Origin of the sequence: Micromonospora sp. SD12 (genome assembly GCF_052068495.1) — a bacterium.
GTDB lineage: Bacteria > Actinomycetota > Actinomycetes > Mycobacteriales > Micromonosporaceae > Micromonospora > Micromonospora echinofusca.
The window spans coordinates 1-20,661 of sequence record NZ_JBQHDF010000021.1 but is presented as its reverse complement, the minus strand read 5'-3'; the positions used below and the strand labels follow the sequence as shown (position 1 = coordinate 20,661).

Sequence of the window (20,661 nt, the reverse complement as noted above, 5' to 3'; positions counted from 1 at the left end):
CACGTCGGACCGCTCAGCCGGTCACGGCCGGGTACGCCGCCGCGCGCCGCTGCGGCGGGACCGGCGCCGGCCGGCACCGCCCTCCGACTCGTCGCCGTCGGCGTCGGAGAGCGCGTCCGGGTCGTCCGGGGCGGCGAGCCGGGCCGACTCGCCCGTCTGGCTGTCGACGGCCTCGCCGGCGGCGGTGGTGTCCGCCTCGTAGCGGGACAGGTCGTAGCCCATGGTGTCGTGGTACTCGGTGTCCGGGGCGGCGTCGGCGACGGTCTCGGTGACCTCCGCCACGGTGCGCTCGGCCGGCGCGCCCTTGCGCGCCCGGCGCCGGGAGGTTCCGGCGGCCGGCTCCGCCGCCGGGGCGGTCACGGCGGAGGCGACCGCCTTGACCTTCTCCCCCGCGCCGCCACCGCCGGAGCGCGGCTTCTCCGGCACCGGCTCGGTGTGGATGATCAGGCCCCGGCCCTTGCAGCACTCGCAGGTCTCGCTGAACGCCTCCAGCAGGCCCGCGCCGATCCGCTTGCGGGTCATCTGCACCAGCCCGAGCGAGGTGATCTCGGTGACCTGGTGCTTGGTGCGGTCCCGGCCCAGGCACTCGGTCAGCCGGCGCAGCACCAGCTCACGGTTGGACTCCAGCACCATGTCGATGAAGTCGATCACCACGATGCCGCCGAGGTCGCGCAGCCGGAGCTGGCGGACGATCTCCTCGGCCGCCTCCAGGTTGTTGCGGGTGACCGTCTCCTCCAGGTTGCCCCCGGAGCCGGTGTACTTGCCGGTGTTGACGTCGATGACCGTCATCGCCTCGGTCCGGTCGATCACCAGCGAACCGCCCGAGGGGAGGAAGACCTTGCGGTCCAGCCCCTTGATGATCTGCTCGTCGATGCGGTACTCGGCGAAGACGTCGGCGGTGCCGACGTGCCGGCGCAGCCGGGCGACCAGGTCGGGCGAGACGTGCGACAGGTACGACTCGACGATGTCGTACGACTGCTCGCCCTCGATCACCAGCTCGCGGAAGTCCTCGTTGAACAGGTCCCGGACGACCCGGATGACCAGGTCCGGCTCCTCGTAGAGCAGCACCGGGGCGCCGCCCTCGGTCGCCTTGGCCTGGATGTCCTCCCACTGCGCCTGGAGCCGCTTGACGTCGCGCGCCAGCTCGTCCTCGCTGGCGCCCTCGGCGGCCGTCCGGACGATCACGCCCGCGCCGTCCGGCACCAGCTTCTTCAGCACGTCGCGCAGCCGCTTGCGCTCGGTGTCGGGCAGCTTGCGGCTGATGCCGGAGGCGTTGCCGTGGGGCACGTAGACCAGGTGCCGGCCGGAGAGCGCGATGTGGCTGGTCAGCCGCGCGCCCTTGTGACCGATCGGGTCCTTGGTGACCTGCACCAGCACCGAGTCGCCGGAGCGCAGCGCCTGCTCGATCGAGCGGGCCCGCCCCTCCAGGCCGGTGGTGTCCCAGTTGACCTCGCCGGCGTACAGGACGGCGTTGCGGCCGCGCCCGATGTCGACGAAGGCCGCCTCCATGCTGGGCAGGACGTTCTGCACCTTGCCGAGGTAGACGTTGCCGGCCATGGTGCCGGAGGAGTTGCGGGTGACGTAGTGCTCGACGAGCACCCCGTCCTCCAGGACGGCGATCTGGGTACGGTCGCCGCGCTGGCGTACCGCCATCACCCGGTCGACGGCCTCCCGCCGGGCCAGGAACTCCGACTCGCTGAGGATCGGCGGCCGGGTACGGCGCTGCTCGCGGCCGTCGCGGCGGCGCTGGCGCTTGGCCTCCAGGCGGGTGGAGCCGGAGACGCCCTGCACCTCGTCGACGGTTTTGCGCGGCTCGCGGATCTTGACGACGGTCGGCACGCCGTCGTCGGCGCCCGCCTCGACGTCGCCGGCACCCCGGCGGCGGCGACGGCGCCGGCGGCGGGTCAGCGCGTCGCCGCCCTCGGCGTCCTCGTCCTCGTCGCCCTCGGTCTCCTCCGCCTCGGCCTGCGCGGCCTCCTCGGACTCCTCGTCCTCGGCGTCGTCCGCGCCGCCCTTGCCCCGGCCACGGCCACGGCGGCCACGCCGGCGCCGGCGGCGGGCCGCGGCGCTCTCGTCGTCCTCGTCCTCGTCCTCGGCGGCCTCCTCGGCCTCCTCCACCGGCTCCTCGAGCTCGACGGCCTCGACCACCTCGGCGTCGCGGCGGCCACGTCGGCGGCGGCGCGCCGGCTCGACCGGCTCCTCGGCGACGGGCTGCTCCTCCGGCTCCGGCTCCGGCGCCGGCGCGACGACCCGGGCGACCGGGACGTCCTCCGGCTGCGGGGCCATGAAGAGCACGGTGGGCGCGGAGAGCGCGGCCCGCCGGCGGCGGGTGCGCGGCTCGGGCTCCGGCTCCGGCTCGATGACCGGCTCGACCTCCTCGGTCGGCTCCTCCTCCTCGGCGGGCGCGGTGACCGCGACGCCCGGCGGAACCTCGCCGGAACGGCTCTCGGCGCCGCTGACCGCGACGGGCGGGGCGGCGGCGCCGAATCCGGTGCCGGCCTCCGGCTCGACCCCGACGGGCGGCTGCTCCACGGCCCCGGCGGGGGCGGCGCCGGCGACCTCGGTCGGGGTCTCGGCGGCCGGCTCGGCCGCGGCGGGGGCGGCCTTCTTCCGACGGGTACGCGTCGCCTTGACCGGCGGCGTGACCGGCTCGGCGGGCGCCTGGTCGGCTGCGACCGGCGCCTCCCCGGTGGCCTCGGCGGGCTGGGTGGCGGCCTCGGGTGCCTGCGCGGCGGCCTCCGGGGCCTGCGCGGCGGGGTCCTCGGCGGCCTTCGCGGTGGTGGCCTTGCGGCGGCGGCGCGTCGCCTTCGGGGCGGCGTCGAGGTCGCCGGAGACGGGGGCGAACACCTCGGCCTGCGGCGCCTCGCCGCTGCCCGACACGGACGCCGTGGACGCCTCGACGGGCGCCTCGGTCTGCTCCGGCTGGTTCAGCGGCGCGGCCCGCCGCCGGGTGGTACGCCGTCGTACCGGCGCGGCCGGGGCCTGCTCGCCCTCGCCGGTGCCGCCCTGGACGGTGCCGGCGTTCTCCGCCGCGGGGGCGTTCCCGCCGTCAGCGGCGCTCGCCGCTCCGGCAGCGTGCTCCGCCGCGGGGGCGTTCCCCGCCCCGGTGGCGGTCTCGACGGTGCTGGCGTCAGCGGTCTCGCCGGCCGGCTGTGAACCGGTCCGTTCGCCGCCCTCGGGCTCGTTCTCGAGCATGGACGTTCTCCAGTTCTGGCTGCCCCGGGCGCGGGTGAGCGCTGCCACGCAGGGTCGCCGCAAAAGTGTTTCCGCCGGGCGCGCACGGTGCGCGACCGCCGAAGTCTGCCTACCTGAACGCTGACCGACGGTCAGCGTTCACCGATGGTTGCCCCGTCGCGGTCCGCGTCCAACGGATCCGCGATCGCATCCTGCGCGGTCAGCGTGCCCTGTGCCAGCCGGATCACCCTCGGCGAGACCGGCGGCTCCAGGTCGGCCACCACGCGGAGGCCGGAAAGGACGTCATCGGGCCGCACGGAGGGGGTGACCTGCCGCACGACCAGTTCGAGTATCGCACACGGTACGGCCGGGGCCCCGGAAGGCGTCTCCGGCGACGTCACGACATCGATGCGGATCACCGCCGCGCGGGCGTCGAAGGTGCGTCGGCCCTGCTTGGTCATCCGCTCGACCAGCACCTCTTCGGCGGCCGTGAAGGCGGCAACCGCCCGTTGCAGGACGGCCGGGTCGACCTCGGGCAACTCGATGCGCCAGTGCGACGCCTCGATCCGGTCGGCAAGACTTCCCCCCGTGGCCACGACCGCGTCGAGCACGTCGAGCCCCGGCGAGAGGGCGGCGTCCAGCGCGGCGCGCAGCTCCGCCGGGTCGACCTGCTCACGCAGGCCGATCTCCAGGTACTCGGCCTCGCTCGCCACGCCCGTCGGGGCCGCGCTGGCGTACGAGATCTTGGGGTGCGGGGTGAAGCCCTGGGAGAAGGCGATCGGCACGCCCGCCCGGCGCAGCGCCCGCTCGAACGCGCGGGCGAAGTCCCGGTGCGAGGTGAAGCGCAGCGGGCCGCGCTTGGCGTACCGGATGCGGACCCGCTGCACGACGGGTGCCTGACCGCCCTCTGGCTGTGGTTTCCTGCTGATCGTCGTGCTCCTCGTCCGGTCAGTGCTCGTTGATCATGAAGTTGTCGCCGGCGACACGCCGTCGCGTGGCGACAACCTCATGATCGACGCAATGGGGGCCCGGGGGTGGGTGGGGGTCCGGGTCAGGGCTGGGCGGGGGTGGGCAGCTTCAGGCCGTTGACCGGGGTCAGCGGGAGCAGCTTCTTCCCCGTCGGGCCGATCTGGATCTCGGTGTCCATCGACGGGCAGACGCCGCAGTCGAAGCACGGCGTCCACCGGCAGTCGTCCTGCTCGTACTCGCTGAGCGAGTCCTGCCAGTCCTGCCAGAGCCAGTCCTTGTCCAGGCCCGAGTCCAGGTGGTCCCAGGGCAGGACCTCCAGCTCGTCGCGCTGCCGGGTGGTGTACCAGTCGAGGTCGACCCCGAAGGCGGGCAGCACCTCGGTCGCCGCGGTCACCCAGCGCTGGTAGGAGAAGTGCTCGCTCCAGCCGTCGAACCGGCCGCCGTCCTCCCAGACCCGGCGGATCACCGCGCCGACGCGGCGGTCACCCCGGCTGAGCAGGCCCTCGATCAGCGACGGCTCGCCGTCGTGGTAACGGAAGCCGATCGCCCGGCCGAGCGAACGGTCCGCGTTGATCGCCTGCTTGAGCATCCTGAGCCGGCCGTCGATGACCTCCGGCCGCTCCATCGGCGCCCACTGGAACGGGGTGTGCGGCTTCGGCACGAACCCGCCGATGGAGACCGTGCAGCGGATGTCCTTCGAGCCGGTGGCGGCCCGGCCGGCCCGGATCACCTCGTGGGCCATGTCCGCGATCTCGAGGACGTCTTCGTCGGTCTCGGTGGGCAGGCCGCACATGAAGTACAGCTTCACCTGCCGCCAGCCGTTCGTGTACGCGGTGACGACGGTGCGGATCAGGTCTTCCTTCGACACCATCTTGTTGATGACCTTGCGGATCCGCTCCGACCCGCCCTCGGGGGCGAAGGTCAGGCCGGTACGCCGGCCGTTGCGGGACAGCTCCTGCGCGAGGTCGATGTTGAACGCGTCCACCCGGGTCGACGGCAGCGAGAGCGAGACGTTGGTGCCCTCGTACTGCTGGGCCAGGCCCGAGCACATGTCGCCGATCTCGGAGTGGTCGGCCGACGACAGCGACAGCAGGCCCACCTCGTGGAAGCCGGAGAACTCCAGCCCCTCGCGCACCATCTGCCCGACGGTGGTGATCGAGCGCTCCCGCACCGGCCGGGTGATCATGCCGGCCTGGCAGAACCGGCAGCCCCGCGTGCAGCCCCGGAAGATCTCTACCGCGTACCGCTCGTGCACGGTCTCCGCGAGCGGCACCAGGGGCTTCTTCGGGTACGGCCAGGCGTCCAGGTCCATCGTCGTGCGCTTGTGCACCCGGAACGGCACGTCCGCCCGGTTCGGCACGACCCGCTGGATGCGGCCGTCGGGGAGGTAGTCCACGTCGTAGAAGCGCGGCACGTAGACGCTCTCGGTGCGGGCCAGGCGCAGCAGCAGCTCGTCGCGCCCGCCGGGGGAGCCCTCGGCCTTCCACTCCCGCACGATCCCGGTGATCTCCAGGACCGCCTCCTCGCCGTCGCCGAGCACGGCGGCGTCGACGAAGTCGGCGATCGGCTCCGGGTTGAACGCGGCGTGGCCGCCGGCCACGATCACCGGGTCGGCGTCGGTGCGGTCGGCGGCGAGCAGCGGGATGCCGGCCAGGTCGATCGCGGTGAGCAGGTTCGTGTAGCCCAGCTCGGTGGAGAAGGAGACACCGAAGACGTCGAAGTCGCGTACCGAGCGGTGCGCGTCGACGGTGAACTGCGGCACGCCGTGCGCGCGCATCAGCTTCTCCAGGTCCGGCCAGACCGCGTACGTCCGCTCGGCGAGCACGTCGGGCAGCTCGTTGAGCACCTCGTAGAGGATCTGCACGCCCTGGTTGGGCAGGCCGACCTCGTAGGCGTCGGGGTACATCAACGCCCAGCGCACGGCCGCCGCGTCCCAGTCCTTGACCACCGCACCCAACTCGCCACCGACGTACTGGATGGGCTTGGTCACCTGGGGCAGCAGCGGCTCCAGCCGGGGCCAGATCGAATTGGCCGCGGCGGGGCGCGGCGTGGTGGACGGGACGCTCATGATGCCCAAGGGTACGCGGCCCGGTGGCGGCGACCGCGCGCACGCCGGGCGTCGCGCGCCGCGACGGCGCGGCGGCCCCGCGACACGTCCGCCCGGCCCCGTGCGGTGCCGGCGACGGCGGTGGCCGGGATCGCCCCGCTGGCGCGTCGGTACTAACCTCGGACCGGCGCGAGAGGAGATTGCCGCGATGCCGCAGCCGCAGCCGGGCACGGACCGGCCGGCCGACGGGAGCCCCCCGGGTCAGGACCAGGTTCAGGATCCGGCGGTCACCGAGGAGCCCCCGACCTCCCCCGCAGCACCCGCCCCCACCGGCGGCACGGGCCCGGAGGGCACCCGTGAGCTGCCCACCGACGACCCCACGTCGACCGCGACCGCCGACGTCCCGCACGACGCGGGCGCCGGGTCGCCGGGCTCCGCCGTCGCCGGGCGGGACACGGACGGCAGCGGGCCGAGGGACGGCGCCGGGTCGGACGACACCCGCGCCGCCGCACCCGAGCGCCCGGCCGGTGTCGGGCCGGAGGGCACCCGGCTCCTGCCCGACGACGGTCCGCCGGCCGTCGGCCCGCAGGGCACCCGGATGTTCCCCGCCGACGAGCAGCCAGCCGAGCCGCCCGCGCCCCGGTGGAGCGGTTCGGCTGCGGTCCCCCCGCCGAAGCCACGCAAGCGGGCCTGGGGCGAGTCGGCCGAGATCCCCCCGGTGCCGGCGCCGGCACCGGCGCCCCCGCCGGAGCAGCCCGAGCACCTCACCCCGGTCGACCCGTGGGCGGGCGCGGACACCGGCGGGTGGGACCTGCCGCCACCCCCGCCGCCGACACCGACGCTGCCCTACCCCGTGCCGCCGTCGCCCCGGCCCCACTCCGGGCCGCCGGCTGCACCCGTGCACTCCCCCGCCCCGCCGGAGCCACCGCGGCCCGCGCCGCCCCGGGTCGCCTACCCGGCCGCCCCGCCGGCGTACCCCGTCTCGCCGCCGCCCGTGGCCTACCCCGTCTCGCCGCCGCCGGCCTCCCGGCCGCCGGCCCCCGCCCGTCCGGCGCCGCCCCCACCGGCGCCGCCCGCGCCGCCCCGGCAGCGTCGGGCGTCCGCGCCGCCGGCCGGACCGCAGGCCCCCCAGGGGTACGCCCCGAGGCCCACCCGCAGGCGGCGCCGGTGGCCGTGGATCCTGCTGCTCATGCTGGCCTGCTGCTGCGGTTGCCCGGCCTACTACGGCGTGCCGATGTCGTCGCAGTACCCGGCCGACGCCGCCCTGCCCGCCGAGGTGGCCGACCTGCGGCTGCGCGACGACAACACCAGCAAGGCGACCGCCAAGCAGTTGGAGGCGGAGGTGCGCAAGGCACACTGGCTGGCCGAGGACACCTTCGCCGGCGTCTACACCACGACCGCCGGCAAGCGGGTGACGGTCTTCGGCGGCACCGGCTTCCGGTTCACCCCTGAGTCCGACGCGGAGGACGAGATGACCCGCCTCACCGGGCAGTACTCCCTCGGCGAGGCGCAGGTCGTCGACACCGGCGTACGCGGACGCCACCAGCGCTGCGCGGTGGGCCGGGCCGACGGCCAGGACGTGGTGGTGTGCACCTCGGTCGACCACGGCAGCATCGCCACCGCGGTCTTCACCCGGCTCTCGCTCGACGACAGCGCCTCCCTGCTCGGCACCCTGCGCGAACAGGTGGTCACGACCAAGCAGAAGTAGGTCTTCGCGGCTCGACCGGCTCGACCGGCTCCACGCCGTCGACACCGGAGCAGCGGCGCGGCTCGGCCGCCCCGTGACCGGCTCAGGCCGGGGTGTCGCCGGCGGTGTCGGAGTGCGCGCGCGGCGGGGCGTAGCGGGGCACGTACTCCTGGCCGGTGAGCTTCTGGATCTCGGCCATGACCTCGTCGGTCATCTCGCGCAGCGACGTGCGGTCGTCCGGCCGGCCGGTGAAGTCGAGCGGCTTGCCGAACCGGATGGTGATCTTGGCGCGGCCGGGGCGGGGCACCCGGGTCCCGATGGGCTGGGCCTTGTCGGTGCCGGTCATGCCGACCGGGATGATCGGCACGCCGGCCGCCACCGCCAGCCGGGCCGCCCCGGTGCGCCCCCGGTAGAGCCGGCCGTCCGGCGACCGGGTCCCCTCCGGATAGACCGCGACCAGGTCGCCGGCCTTGAGCACCGGGATGGCGGCGTCGAACGCGGACAGCGCCGCGCGCCCGCCGGCCCGCTCGACCGGGATGGCGCCCAGGCCGGTGAGCACGTGCTTGGAGAGGGCGCCCTTCGGGCCGGTGCCCTTGAAGTACTCCGACTTCGCCCAGAACGCCAGGTGCCGGGGGACCACGGTGCCGAGGAACAGCTCGTCGGCGACCGAGAGGTGGTTGCCCGCGAAGATCGCACCCCCCGTGTCTGGAATGTGCTCCAACCCCTCCACGGTCGGACGGAAGGCCAGCCGGAGCGCGGGCGCCACGGTGAGCTTGCCGATGGTGTAGAGCAGCGGCACTGGTCCTCCGGCGGAGTGTGTGCGAACAGGCGGTGTCACGGTAACCGACGGGTCCACGGGGCGTCGTCGGGGTGGCGGGTCGACCGCCAGGTGAGCGGGCGTGTCGGGGCTGGTGGGGGCGGTCCGCCAGCGCGCCGCCGGACCGCCCCCACCGCACGGACTCATACCCTGCGGACGGCCACCGTCACCCGTTCGCCCTCGCCGACCTCGCCGGTGAAGCCGTCCACCCCGTCGGCGAAGTCGACGGAGTCGGCCAGCACCTCCCGGGCCACGAAGTCGGTGTACGCGGCCACCGCCGCGCGCACCTCCTCGCCGGCCGACAGCGCCACCACGACCCGGTCCGAGACGTCCAGGTCGGCGTCCCGGCGGGCCTGCTGCACCACCCGGACGACGTCGCGGGCCAGCCCCTCGGCGGCCAGCTCGGGGGTGACCTCGGTGTCCAGCACGACCACGCCCTCGCCGCCGGGCAGCGGCGCGGAGTGCTCGGCGTCGGCGGCGACCAGGCGCAGCTCGTACTCGCCCTCGGCGAGGGTGACGCCGGCGGCGAGCGGGGCGCCGTCGACCAGCTCCCACTGCCCCGCCTTGACCGCCTTGATGACCTGCTGCACCTGCTTGCCGACCCGGGGGCCGAGCGCGCGCGGCACCACGGTCAGCACCTGCTGGCAGTACGCGGACACCTCGTCGGTGAACTCCACCGCCTTCACGTTGACCTCGTCGGCGACCAGGTCGGCGAAGGGCCGCAGCTGCGCCGCCGCCGGCGAGGCGACGGTGAGCTTCGACAGCGGCAGCCGGACCCGCAGCCCCTTGGCCTTGCGCAGCGACAGCGCCGCCGAGCAGACCTCGCGGGTGGCGTCCATCGCGGCGACCAGGTCGTGATCGGCCGGGAAGTCCTCCGCCGACGGCCAGTCGGTCAGGTGCACCGACCGCTCGCCGGTCAGGCCGCGCCAGATCTCCTCCGCCGTCAGCGGCGCCAGCGGCGCCACCACCCGGCACAGCGTCTCCAGCACCGTCCACAGGGTGTCGAACGCCTCCGCGTCACCGGACCAGAACCGGTCCCGGGACCGCCGGACGTACCAGTTGGTCAGCGCGTCCAGGTAGGACCGGACGGTGGCGCAGGCGCCCGAGATGTCGTACGCGTCCATCTGCTCCTGGACCGTCGACACCAGCTCGTTGGTCTTCGCCAGCACGTACCGGTCGAGCAGGTGCGTGCTGTCCGTGCTCCGCTTCGCCGTGTGCCCGTCGGCGTTGGCGTAGAGCGAGAAGAAGTACCAGACGTTCCACAGCGGCAGCAGCACCTGGCGCACCGAGTCGCGGATGTTCCCCTCGGTCACCGCCATGTCGCCGCCGCGCAGCACCGGCGAGGACATCAGCATCCAGCGCATCGCGTCCGAGCCGTACGAGTCGAACACGTGGTAGACGTCCGGGTAGTTGCGCAGGCTCTTGGACATCTTGCGCCCGTCGGAGCCGAGCAGGATGCCGTGGCTCAGGCAGTTGCGGAACGCCGGCCGGTCGAACAGCGCCGTGGCCAGCACGTGCATGGTGTAGAACCAGCCGCGGGTCTGGCCGATGTACTCCACGATGAAGTCGCCCGGGTAGTGGTGCTCGAACCACTCGCGGTTCTCGAACGGGTAGTGCACCTGGGCGAACGGCATCGAGCCGGACTCGAACCAGCAGTCCAGCACCTCCGGCACCCGGCGCATCATCGACTTCCCCGTCGGGTCGTCCGGGTTGGGGCGGACCAGCGCGTCCACCGCCGGCCGGTGCAGGTCGCTCAGGCGTACGCCGAAGTCCCGCTCGATCTCCGCCAGCGAGCCGTAGACGTCGACCCTCGGGTGGTTCGGGTCGTCGGACTTCCACACCGGGATCGGCGAGCCCCAGAACCGGTTCCGGCTGATCGACCAGTCGCGGGCGTTGGCCAGCCACTTGCCGAACGAGCCGTCCTTGATGTGCCCAGGGGTCCAGTTGATCTGCTGGTTGAGCTCGACCATCCGGTCCTTGAACTGCGTCACCGCGACGAACCACGACGACACCGCCTTGTAGACCAGCGGGGTGTCGCAGCGCCAGCAGTGCGGGTAGGAGTGGGTGTAGGTGTCCTGCTTGAGCACCACCCCCCGCTCCTTCAGCTCCCGGATCACCGGCTTGTTGACGTCGAAGACCTGCTCACCCTCGTAGGGCGGCACCAGCGCGGTGAACCGGGTGTGGTCGTCCACCGTGACGATGGTGGGGATGCCGGCCGCGTTGCAGACGTTCTGGTCGTCCTCGCCGAAGGCCGGTGCGAGGTGGACGATCCCGGTGCCGTCCTCGGTGGTGACGAACTCCGCGCCGAGCACCTGGTAGGCGTTCTCCCCCGCCTGCTCGACGAGGAAGTCGAACAGCGGGGTGTAGCGGCGCCCGACCAGGTCCCGGCCGGAGACGGTGCCGACCTGCTCGTAGCCCTCCAGCTCCTTGGCGTACGCGGCCAGCCGCGCCGCCCCGACGACGTGGCGCTGCCCGTCGCGCTCCAGCACCGCGTACTCGATGTCGGGGCCGACGGCGAGCGCGAGGTTGGACGGCAGGGTCCACGGCGTGGTGGTCCAGACGCCGAGGCGCACCGGCCCGCGTACCAGCTCCGGCGCGTCCTCGTCGGGGGTGAGCGCGAACCACACCGACAGCGTCGGGTCGTGCCGGTCCCGGTAGACGTCGTCCATCCGGGTCTCGGTGTTCGACAGCGGCGTCTCGCAACGCCAGCAGTACGCCAGCACCCGGAAACCCTCGTAGACCAGGCCCTTGTCGTGCAGGGTCTTGAAGGCCCACATGACGCTTTCCATGTAGTCCAGGTCGAGGGTCTTGTAGTCGTTGGCGAAGTCGACCCAGCGGGCCTGCCGGGTGACGTAGCGCTCCCAGTCGTGGGTGAACTCCAGCACGGAGCTGCGGCACGCCTCGTTGAACCGGGCCACGCCGAGGTCGAGGATCTCCGCCTTGCTGGTGATGCCGAGCTGCTTCTCGGCGACCACCTCGGCCGGCAGGCCGTGGCAGTCCCAGCCGAAGCGCCGCTCGACCCGGCGACCGCGCATCGTCTGGTAGCGCGGCACCACGTCCTTGACGTAGCCGGTGAAGAGGTGCCCGTAGTGCGGCAGGCCGTTGGCGAACGGCGGGCCGTCGTAGAAGACGTACTCGTTGTCGGCGTCGCCTGCGACGCCGCCTCCGGCTGCGCCCGTGGTCTCCGGTCGCCGGCCGGAGGCCGGCCTGGCCTCGACCGAGGCCTCGAAGGTCTTGTCGGCCGTCCAGTGCTCCAGGACCCGGCGCTCGACCGCGGGCAGGTCCGGGCTCGCCGGGACGCCGGCGGCGGTCGGGTCGTGCAACGGATAGGCCATCGCGGGTCGTTCTCCTCGCAGCTCACTGGTCATGTGGTCTGCGAGGACGAGCCTTCTCGGGTGCGCCTCGACGGCGCCCCCGGGCAGGCCCGCGGTACCACCCCGCTTGACGGTCAGGATCGACCGCCCGCTCGTTGGCCGGCTGTGACGGGCCGGACCCGTCCGGTTCTACTGGGCCGGGGTGAGCCGGCTGTTCTTCCGGAGGCTCACCGGTGATGGCCGGGTCATCGCCTTACGACCGCCAAGGTTACCCGACCACCCGGGGAGATCGCCGCCGAGTAAACCCGTTCCGGTGTCCGGCGCCTGGGGTGACGCGGTGATCAGGATCAGGTTGGACGAGCCGACGCTCGCGCGCGCCCGGATCGCCCACGAGGTCCGCCGTGCAGCCGGGGCAGGTCCGCCGCTGTGCTCTCCTGGCCGTGCGGCGAGGCCGACCCGACGTCGAACAGCGTGACCGGGCTCACGGCCGCCGGTGTCACGCCGCGCCTGCGCGCGCCGTCGTGTGGGTGTCGAGACAGACCGGATTGAGGAGGGCCGTCATGCAACGGATCAACGTGGCCGAGGTGGCACCGCAGGCGTACCAGGCCGTGCTGGGGCTGGAGAAGTACGTCCGGGCGAACGTCGGGCACACCGTGCTGGAGTTGGTGAAGCTGCGGGCGTCGATGCTGAACGGCTGCGCGTTCTGCGTCGACATGCACAGCCGGGACGCGCTGGCGGCGGGCGAGTCGGACCGGCGGCTCTTCGCCGTCGCCGCCTGGCGGGAGGCGCCCTTCTTCGACGAGCGGGAGCGGACCGCACTGGCGCTCACCGACGCGGTGACCCGGCTCGGCGAGCACGGCGTGCCCGACGACGTCTGGGACGCGGCGGCGAAGGTGTGGTCGGAGAAGGAACTCGCGGACCTGCTGATGGCGATCGCCACCATCAACGTGTGGAACCGCATCGCCGTGACCTGCCGCACCGACCTGCCCGCGGAGGCGTGACGGTCACCGACGCGACGCCGGCGGCCGGTGCGCGGCGCGCGCACCGGCCGGGTGTCGCACTCCCGGGTGGGTCAGCCCAGCTCGGGGAACCAGAGCGCGATCTCGCGCTTGGCGCTGTCGGGCGAGTCGGAGGCGTGCACCAGGTTCTCCCGGTTGGACAGGGAGAGGTCGCCGCGGATGGTGCCGGCGGCGGCCTTGCGGCCGTCGGTCGCGCCGATCATGCCGCGCACGACCTCGATCACCTGGTCGCCGGAGAGCACCAGCGCCACCAGCGGACCGCCGGTCATGAAGTCCTTCAGCGGCGGGTAGAACGGCTTGTCCACGTGCTCGGCGTAGTGCTGGTCGGCGAAGTCGCCGTCCAGCGTGCGCGCCTGCATGGCGTCGATCCGCAGCCCCTTGCGCTCGAAGCGGGAGATCACCTCGCCGACCAGCCCACGACGGACCGCGTCGGGCTTGATCAGTACGAGGGTGCGCTCATCGGGGCTGCTGCTGGACACGCTGGGTTCCTCCTGTGCGCACAAGACGGTCGGGCTGGGTACGGTCAGCCTAGCGACCCGGTCCCGGCGCCGGCGCGGCGGCCGGTCCTTCCTCCGGCGGCCGATCCGGCCTAGCCTGGCCCTTGACCCTCGGGAGGTCCACTGTGGCGAATGGCGGGAACCGACCCATCGCGCCGGTACGCAAGCTGATCGCCGCGGTGCTGGGCACCGTGGCCACCTTCGTCGTCCTCTTCGGCCTCGGCATGACCAGCTGGGCGATCGTGGCGCTGGGGGTCGCCCTGCTGGTGCTGGCCATCGCGCTGGCCACGGTGCGCGGGGGCGGGCGCACCTGGGTGGTCGGCGAGGGACACGTGCACAGCGCCTCCGAGCCGCCCACCCAGTACGCCTTCGGCCGCTGCGAGCTCCAGCTGGTGATCGACGCCCCGGGGCTGCCGCCCCGGTCCAAGAAGATCATCGAGCCGCGGGTGCCGGTGGCGAAGTGGCCGTCGCTGGGCCAGACGCTGCCGATCCGGGTGGCCCTGGACGACCAGCGGCACGTCCGGGTGCTCTGGGACGACGTGCCCACCCACGCGGAGACCGCCGCCGCCGCCGTCGCGGCCGACCTGCCGCCCGAGTACGCGGGCGCCGAGCCGCTGGACGACGTGCTGATCCAGCAGGAGGCCCCGCCGTGGGCGGACCGGGCGCCGGACGACGACCTGCGGGACGACTTCCGCGGCGACTTCCGGGAGGAGTTCCGCGACGACTTCCGGGCCCCGGCCGGCGATCCGCTGGGCGACCCCGTCGGGGACCCGCTGGGCGACCCGCTCGGCGACGACCGGGGCAGGCAGCCCGAAGAGCGCGAGCCCGTCGTGGTGCACCAGCGCCCGGGTGGGCCGGTCGTGCTGGAAGGCACGCTCGTCGAGCAGCCCGCCGCCGGCACCCTGCCGCGCCGGGCCACCCCGACGCCCCGCCCGCCCGCCGAGGAGCGGTTCGACGCACCCGGCGAGCGCCCCGATCCGCCCCCGCCGGCGGACCCGATCGACCTGCCCCTGGACGATCCCGCCCCGCCACGCGACCGGGTCCGCGACCAGCGGATCAGCCCGGAGGAGCTGGACGAGGCGATCTTCGGCCCCGGGCCGGCGACGGACGACGACGGGGAGACCGCCGCCGGCGACGAATTCGGCGCGCCGATCGCCGGGGTGGGCCTGACCCTGCTGGTCACCGACCTGCCCCGCTCGCTCGACTTCTACCGCGACCTGGGCTTCGCCGAGGTCGACCGGGGTTCGGGCAACGCGGTCCTCTCCTCGGGCACGACCCGCCTGGTGCTGCGGGAGGTGACCGAGGCGGCGCCGATCAGCCGCCGCCTGGTGCACGTCAACCTCGAGGTCGACGACATCGGCTCCGCCTACGAGCGGCTGCGCGGGACGGGCGTCCGGTTCACGTACGCCCCCCGGGTGGTCAACCGGGGCACGAAGCTGGAGGTGTGGGCGGCGGCGTTCCGCGACCCGGACGGCCACGGCATCGCCCTGACCCAGTGGCGGGAACGCGCCGAGGCCTGACCCGTCAGCCCAGGATGACCCGGCGCACGTGCAGGGCGTACGCCCACACCAGGGCGAAGACGACGCCCAGCACGAACAGCGACCAGTGCAGCAGGCCGGCCAGCATCAGCAGCCCCTGAAGGGCGGTGCCGGCGTGCCAGGCCCACGGCCGGCGCATCATGCCGGCCAGCAGCACCGCCACCACGGCCAGCGCCACGACCACCCCGATCGCCGCGCCACCCAGGTCGCCGCCGACGACCCGGATGGGCTGGATGGCCAGCACCAGCACCAGCGCCTCCAGGCTCAGCGTGCCGGCGCCGAGGCCACGGACCGCCCGCTCCGGGTTCCGCAGCCCGGAGCGTCGCGGCGGCCGCCCGCCGGGGGTGTCGTCCGCCGTGTCGGCCGGTCGGCGCCCGGGGGTACCGCCGGCCGCACCGGCCCTCGGGTGCCCGGAGCTGCCGTCGGCCGTACCGGCCGGGCGGTCGTCGCCCGCGGGGGCGCGCTGCGGCCCGCTCATCGCTTCAGCAGCCGGCGGGCGTCGGCCACGGTCACCACTGATCCGGTGACCAGCACCCCGACCCCGCTCAGCTCCCCCGGTACGTCCTCCTCGGCCAGTGCCACCGCCGCCTCGATGGCGTCCGGCATCTCCTCGGCCACCTCCACCCGGTCGGGTCCGAAGACCTCGGCCGCCAGCGCGGCCAGCTCACCGGCCGGGAGCGCCCGGGGCGAGCTGTTGCGGGTCACCACGACCTGGTCGACCACCGGCTCCAGCAGTTCCAGCAGGCTGGCCGCGTCCTTGTCCGCGAGGACGCCGACCACGGCGACGAGCTTGCTGAACGCGAACTCCTCCTGGAGGGCCGTCACCGTGGCGGCCATCCCGTGCGGGTTGTGCGCCCCGTCGAGCAGGATGGTGGGCGCGCTGCGTACGCGCTCCAGCCGCCCCGGCGAGCTGGCGGTGGCGAAGCCCTCCCGGACCGCCTCGACGTCGAGCTGCCGCTTCGCCCCGGCGCCGAGGAACGCCTCGACCGCCGCCAACGCCACCGCCGCGTTCTGCGCCTGGTGGGCACCGTGCAGCGGGATGAAGACCTCCTCGTAGACGCCGCCGAGGCCCTGGAGGGTGAGCACCTGCCCGCCGACGGCGACCGCCCGCCGCAGCACCCCGAACTCGGCGCCCTCCCGGGCGATGGTCGCGCCCACCTCGGCGCAGCGCTCCAGGATCGGCCCGGCGGCCTCCTCCTCCTGCGCCGCCGAGATCACCGTCGCGCCCTTGTGGATGATCCCCGCCTTGGCCAGCGCGATGTCCTGGATGGTGTCGCCGAGCCACTCGGTGTGGTCCAGCCCGACCGGGGTGAGCACGCACACCCCGGCCTGGAGCACGTTGGTCGCGTCCTCGGCCCCGCCCAGGCCCACCTCGACCACCGCCACGTCCACCGGGGCGTCGGCGAAGGTGGCGAAGGCCAGCGCGGTGGTCATGTCGAAGTACGTCAGCGGCTCCGCCGAGCGCTCGTCGACCAGCCGGGCCAGCGGCTCGATCTCCCGGTACGTGGCGACGAACCGCCCCTCGTCCACCGGCTCGCCGTCCAGGCTGATCCGCTCCCGGACGCTCTCCAGGTGCGGGCTGGTGTAGCGGCCGGTGTGCAGCCCGAACGCCCGCAGCAGCGAATCGATCATCCGGGCCGTCGAGGTCTTGCCGTTGGTCCCGGTCAGGTGGATCGACGGGTACGCCCGCTGTGGGCTGCCGAGCAGGTCCAGCAGCGACTCGATCTTGTCCAGCTCGAAGGCCATGCGGGTGAAGCCGCGGCCGGCCAGCTCGGCCTCGACGGCGGCGAAATCGGTGCGGTCGGTCACGAGGGCAGCGCCTCCAGAGCGGCGTCGATGCGGACGAGGTCGGCCTCGGCGACGGCGAGCCGGTCGCGGATCTTGGCGACCACCGGCTCCGGCGCCTTGTCGACGAACGCCGGGTTGCCGAGCTTCGCCCGCGCCTGCGCGGCCTCCTTCTCGGCGGCCGCCCGGTCCTTGGTCAGCCGGGCCCGCTCGGCGGCCACGTCGATCGTCCCCCGGGTGTCCAGGGCCACGCTCACCTCGCCGGGCATGGCGAGCGTCGCGCTGGCCTGGAAGTCGTCGCCGGCCGCGTCGAGGCGCACCAGCGACCGGATCAGCGGCTCGTGCGCGGCGATGCCGGCGGCGGCCAGGCCGTCGAGCCGCGCGGCGACCCGCTGCGTCGGGCGCAGCCCCTGGTCCGAGCGGAACCGCCGGATCTCGGTCACGACCCGCTGGAGGGTGCCGACCTCGACCTCCGCGGCGTCGTCGACTCCGGTACGGTCGGCCACCGGCCAGGCGGCGGTCATGACCGTCTCGCCGCCGGTGAGCGCGATCCACAGCTCCTCGGTGACGAACGGGATGACCGGGTGCAGCAGCCGCAGCAGCTGGTCCAGCACGTGCCCGAGCACCCGGCGGGTCGCCTCGGCGGCCGGGCCGCCCTCGGCGAGCACCGGCTTGGTCAGCTCCACGTACCAGTCGCAGACGTCGTCCCAGGCGAAGTGGTAGAGCAGGTCGCAGACCTTCGCGAACTCGTACGCCTCGAACTGCTCGTCGACCTCGGCGGTGACGTGCGCCAGCCGGGACAGGATCCACCGGTCGACCGTCGAGAGCGTGTCGGCCGCCGGCAGCGGCCCCTCGGTGTGCGCGCCGTTGAGCAGCGCGAACCGGGTGGCGTTCCACAGCTTGTTGCAGAAGTTGCGCGAGCCCTGGCACCACTCCTCGCTGACCGGCACGTCCCCGCCGGGGTTGGCGCCCCGGGCGAGGGTGAACCGGGTGGCGTCGGCGCCGTAGCGGTCGATCCAGTCCAGCGGGTCGACCACGTTGCCGAACGACTTCGACATCTTCTTGCCGAACTGGTCGCGGACCATGCCGTGCAGGGCCACCGTGTCGAACGGCTGCCGGCCGTCCATCGCGTACAGGCCGAACATCATCATCCGGGCGACCCAGAAGAAGAGGATGTCGTAGCCGGTCACCAGGACGCTGGTGGGGTAGAACTTCGCCAGGTCGGGGGTCTGCTCCGGCCAACCGAGCGTGGAGAACGGCCACAGGCCGCTGGAGAACCACGTGTCCAGCACGTCCTCGTCCTGGTGCCAGCCCGCGCCGGTCGGCGGCTGCTCGTCCGGGCCGACGCAGACGATCTCGCCGTCCGGGCCGTACCAGACGGGGATGCGGTGGCCCCACCAGAGCTGCCGCGAGATGCACCAGTCGTGCATGTTGTCGACCCAGGCGAAGTACCGCTTGGCCAGCTCCGCCGGCTCGATCTTCACCCGGCCGTCGCGCACCGCGTCGCCCGCCGCCTTGGCCAGCGGGGCGGTGTTGACGAACCACTGGAGCGACAGCCGGGGCTCGACGGTCGTCTTGCACCGGGAGCAGTGCCCCACCGCGTGCACGTACGGCCGCTTCTCGGCGACGATCCGGCCCTGCTCGCGCAGCGCGGCGACGATCGCGGGACGGGCCTCGTACCGGTCCAGGCCCTGGAACGGGCCGTGCGCGGTGATGACGCCCCGCTCGTCCATGATCGTCAGCGACGGCAGGTCGTGCCGCTGGCCGATCTCGAAGTCGTTCGGGTCGTGCGCGGGGGTCACCTTGACCATGCCGGTGCCGAAGCTCGGGTCGACGTGTTCGTCGGCCACGATCGGGATCCGCCGGTCGGTCAGCGGCACGGCCACCTCGGTGCCGATCAGGTGCCGGTAGCGCTCGTCGTCGGGGTGGACGGCGACCGCGGTGTCACCGAGCATCGTCTCGGCCCGCGTGGTGGCGACCACGACGTCGTCGCTGTAGCGGATCGAGATCAGCTCGCCGTCGTCGTCGGTGTGCTCCACCTCGATGTCGGAGAGCGCGGTCAGGCAGCGCGGGCACCAGTTGATGATCCGGTTGGCCCGGTAGATCAGCCCGTCGTCGAAGAGCTTCTTGAACATGGTCTGGACGGCCCGGGACAGGCCCTCGTCCATGGTGAAGCGCTCACGGTCCCAGTCGACGGAATCGCCGAGGCGGCGCATCTGGCCGAGGATCGCGCCGCCGGACTCGGCCTTCCACTGCCACACCCGCTCGACGAACTTCTCGCGGCCCAGGTCGTGGCGGGACAGGCCCTCGCCGGCGAGCTGCCGCTCGACCAGGTTCTGGGTGGCGATGCCGGCGTGGTCCATGCCGGGCAGCCAGAGCGCCTCGTGGCCCTGCATCCGCTTGCGGCGGGTCAGCGCGTCCATCAGCGTGTGCTCGAACGCGTGGCCCATGTGCAGGGAGCCGGTGACGTTGGGCGGCGGGATGACGATGGTGAAGGGGGGCTTGTCGCTGTCCGCCGACGCCCGGAAGTGGCCGGCGGCTACCCACTGCTCGTACCGTCGCTGCTCTACCTCGCCAGGCTGGTACTGGCCGGCAAGGGCGGGGGCGTCGGGGCGTCGGGCATCCAGTCTCTCGGTCACCCTGAAAGTCTACGGAGCGCTTCCCGGGACCCGACGTGCGCCACCTGCTGTTCGCGTACGGTGTCGGCTATGTCCGACGCACATCTCACCGAGCGCCCGGCCGCCGACGGGCCCGAGCCGATCGACCTGACCGACGAGCCCATCCAGCTCAGCAACCGGGACCCGGAGAGCGCCCCGGAGCGGCGGGGGACGTGGTCGAGGCGTCGACGGGTGGCGTGGGCCGTGGCGGCGGTGGTCGGACTCGCGGGAGCCGCCGTGCTCGGTACGGCCGGCATGCGGATCGCCCAGCAGAAGGACGCCGATCTGGCCACCCCCGACCGGGTGGCGGGCCTCGTACGGGACGACAGCGACCGGGCCCGCAGCACGTCCGACTACCTGCGCAGCGGATTCGCCGCCGACATCGACCTGGACAGCAGCTTCGGCACCGTCTACCGCGATCCGGCCGACGAGAAGCGCTCGGTGCTCGTCTTCGGCGGTACGACCCTGCTCTGGCAGCCGGAACGGGACCTGGACAGCCTCTTCAAGCTGCTCACCGACGAGACCGGCAAGGTGACGGGGTTGCGCAAGGTGCCGGCCGGCCGCTTCGGCGGCGTGATGAAGTGCGGCACCACCAGCGGCGACGGCGGCGACTTCGCGGTCTGCGGGTGGGCCGACCACGGCAGCGTGGTGATGGCGATCCTGCCGGGACGCGCCGTCGAGGACGCCGGCCGGCTGTTCCGCTCGATCCGCGAGGAGATCCAGACCCGCGGCTGACGCCTACCGGCGCCTGCTGCACGCCGCTCGGAGTCGAGCGGTCGCCGCCATCGCCGAAAGCACCGGTGCACCGCTGTCACTCCACGAGTGCCGGTCGACGTCCGAGACCGGGGCGCGTTTCCTGCGCGGTGCCCGCGCCCTGCTCCTCGCCGTGCCGGTAGCCCGACGCAGTGGCCCGACGGGAGACCGGATACCCGGGAACCTGGGCGGGTGGCGGCGCCGGGCGTGCACTGCCAGCAGCCAGCAGGCAAACGCCTGCGCGCATGAGCCGTGCACCTCGCCACCCGGAAAAGGGTGCCCAACGCAGTTCAGGGCCACCCCGAAGGGTGACCCTGAACCGAAAGATTGTCCGGCGGTGTCCTACTCTCCCACACCCTCCCGAGTGCAGTACCATCGGCGCTGGAGGGCTTAGCTTCCGGGTT

Annotated in this window: 13 protein-coding genes and 1 rRNA gene; 4 read left to right on the top strand and 10 right to left on the bottom strand. The window is 73.6% G+C overall.

Annotation, left to right across the window (positions count from 1 at the left end):
• Positions 1-21: 21 nt before the first annotated feature.
• The 3 genes from ACTMS2_RS26235 to ACTMS2_RS26225 form a co-directional block, all read right to left on the bottom strand.
• Positions 22-3,195 (bottom strand): Rne/Rng family ribonuclease, encoded by a 3,174-nt coding sequence (locus ACTMS2_RS26235; protein WP_441177802.1) that lies wholly within the window; start codon positions 3,193-3,195, stop codon positions 22-24.
• A gap of 131 nt (positions 3,196-3,326) precedes the next feature.
• Positions 3,327-4,061, bottom strand: a complete 735-nt coding sequence (locus ACTMS2_RS26230) for a TIGR03936 family radical SAM-associated protein (protein WP_441177801.1) — start codon at positions 4,059-4,061, stop codon at positions 3,327-3,329.
• 164 nt (positions 4,062-4,225) lie between these two features.
• Complete coding sequence (locus ACTMS2_RS26225; RefSeq protein WP_441177800.1) at positions 4,226-6,211, bottom strand: TIGR03960 family B12-binding radical SAM protein; 1,986 nt, start codon at positions 6,209-6,211, stop codon at positions 4,226-4,228.
• Between the two features lie 187 nt (positions 6,212-6,398).
• Here ACTMS2_RS26225 and ACTMS2_RS26220 point away from each other — a divergent pair, with 187 nt between their 5' ends.
• Entirely contained in the window at positions 6,399-7,898 is a 1,500-nt protein-coding gene (locus tag ACTMS2_RS26220; RefSeq protein ID WP_441177799.1) for a hypothetical protein, read from the top strand.
• A gap of 82 nt (positions 7,899-7,980) precedes the next feature.
• Here ACTMS2_RS26220 and ACTMS2_RS26215 read toward each other — a convergent pair whose 3' ends face one another.
• Positions 7,981-8,676: a lysophospholipid acyltransferase family protein gene (locus ACTMS2_RS26215; protein ID WP_441177798.1), complete on the bottom strand. Its 696-nt coding sequence runs from the start codon at positions 8,674-8,676 to the stop codon at positions 7,981-7,983.
• A 161-nt stretch (positions 8,677-8,837) separates the two neighbouring features.
• Positions 8,838-12,029: an isoleucine--tRNA ligase gene (gene ileS / locus ACTMS2_RS26210; protein WP_441177797.1), complete on the bottom strand. Its 3,192-nt coding sequence runs from the start codon at positions 12,027-12,029 to the stop codon at positions 8,838-8,840.
• A gap of 539 nt (positions 12,030-12,568) precedes the next feature.
• On the opposite strand from ileS, the gene ACTMS2_RS26205 reads away from it, so the two are divergent.
• Positions 12,569-13,009: a carboxymuconolactone decarboxylase family protein gene (locus ACTMS2_RS26205; protein WP_363903642.1), complete on the top strand. Its 441-nt coding sequence runs from the start codon at positions 12,569-12,571 to the stop codon at positions 13,007-13,009.
• A 71-nt stretch (positions 13,010-13,080) separates the two neighbouring features.
• Here the strand turns inward: ACTMS2_RS26205 and ndk are convergent, their stop codons facing one another.
• Positions 13,081-13,506, bottom strand: a complete 426-nt coding sequence (gene ndk / locus ACTMS2_RS26200; RefSeq protein WP_088998851.1) for a nucleoside-diphosphate kinase — start codon at positions 13,504-13,506, stop codon at positions 13,081-13,083.
• 143 nt (positions 13,507-13,649) lie between these two features.
• Between ndk and ACTMS2_RS26195 the strand changes: the two genes are divergently transcribed.
• A complete protein-coding gene (locus tag ACTMS2_RS26195) occupies positions 13,650-15,044 on the top strand; it encodes a VOC family protein (protein WP_441177796.1) in 1,395 nt (464 codons plus the stop codon).
• Positions 15,045-15,048: 4 nt separating this feature from the next.
• Here the strand turns inward: ACTMS2_RS26195 and ACTMS2_RS26190 are convergent, their stop codons facing one another.
• From ACTMS2_RS26190 to ACTMS2_RS26180, 3 genes are read right to left on the bottom strand one after another with little or no spacing between them, the layout of a single operon-like run.
• Positions 15,049-15,540 (bottom strand): DUF4233 domain-containing protein, encoded by a 492-nt coding sequence (locus tag ACTMS2_RS26190; protein WP_441177795.1) that lies wholly within the window; start codon positions 15,538-15,540, stop codon positions 15,049-15,051.
• Positions 15,537-16,871, bottom strand: a complete 1,335-nt coding sequence (locus ACTMS2_RS26185) for a bifunctional folylpolyglutamate synthase/dihydrofolate synthase (protein ID WP_441177794.1) — start codon at positions 16,869-16,871, stop codon at positions 15,537-15,539. Before ACTMS2_RS26185 ends, ACTMS2_RS26190 begins: the two co-directional genes overlap by 4 nt.
• A complete protein-coding gene (locus tag ACTMS2_RS26180) occupies positions 16,868-19,486 on the bottom strand; it encodes a valine--tRNA ligase (RefSeq protein ID WP_441177793.1) in 2,619 nt (872 codons plus the stop codon). Before ACTMS2_RS26180 ends, ACTMS2_RS26185 begins: the two co-directional genes overlap by 4 nt.
• A gap of 69 nt (positions 19,487-19,555) precedes the next feature.
• Here ACTMS2_RS26180 and ACTMS2_RS26175 point away from each other — a divergent pair, with 69 nt between their 5' ends.
• Entirely contained in the window at positions 19,556-20,239 is a 684-nt protein-coding gene (locus ACTMS2_RS26175) for a hypothetical protein (RefSeq protein WP_441177792.1), read from the top strand.
• A gap of 347 nt (positions 20,240-20,586) precedes the next feature.
• Here the strand turns inward: ACTMS2_RS26175 and rrf are convergent.
• Positions 20,587-20,661 (bottom strand): 5S ribosomal RNA (rrf, locus tag ACTMS2_RS26170); the annotation flags it as partial.

Excerpts from the sequence above, each read along its gene's own strand:
- ACTMS2_RS26220 (WP_441177799.1), top strand. The coding sequence starts at position 6,399 with ATGCCGCAGCCGCAGCCGGGCACGGACCGGCCGGCCGACGGGAGCCCC.
- ACTMS2_RS26190 (WP_441177795.1), bottom strand. The coding sequence starts at position 15,540 with ATGAGCGGGCCGCAGCGCGCCCCCGCGGGCGACGACCGCCCGGCCGGT.
- ACTMS2_RS26225 (WP_441177800.1), bottom strand. The coding sequence starts at position 6,211 with ATGAGCGTCCCGTCCACCACGCCGCGCCCCGCCGCGGCCAATTCGATC.
- ACTMS2_RS26205 (WP_363903642.1), top strand. The coding sequence starts at position 12,569 with ATGCAACGGATCAACGTGGCCGAGGTGGCACCGCAGGCGTACCAGGCC.
- ileS (WP_441177797.1), bottom strand. The coding sequence starts at position 12,029 with ATGGCCTATCCGTTGCACGACCCGACCGCCGCCGGCGTCCCGGCGAGC.
- ACTMS2_RS26175 (WP_441177792.1), top strand. The coding sequence starts at position 19,556 with ATGTCCGACGCACATCTCACCGAGCGCCCGGCCGCCGACGGGCCCGAG.
- ACTMS2_RS26235 (WP_441177802.1), bottom strand. The coding sequence starts at position 3,195 with ATGCTCGAGAACGAGCCCGAGGGCGGCGAACGGACCGGTTCACAGCCG.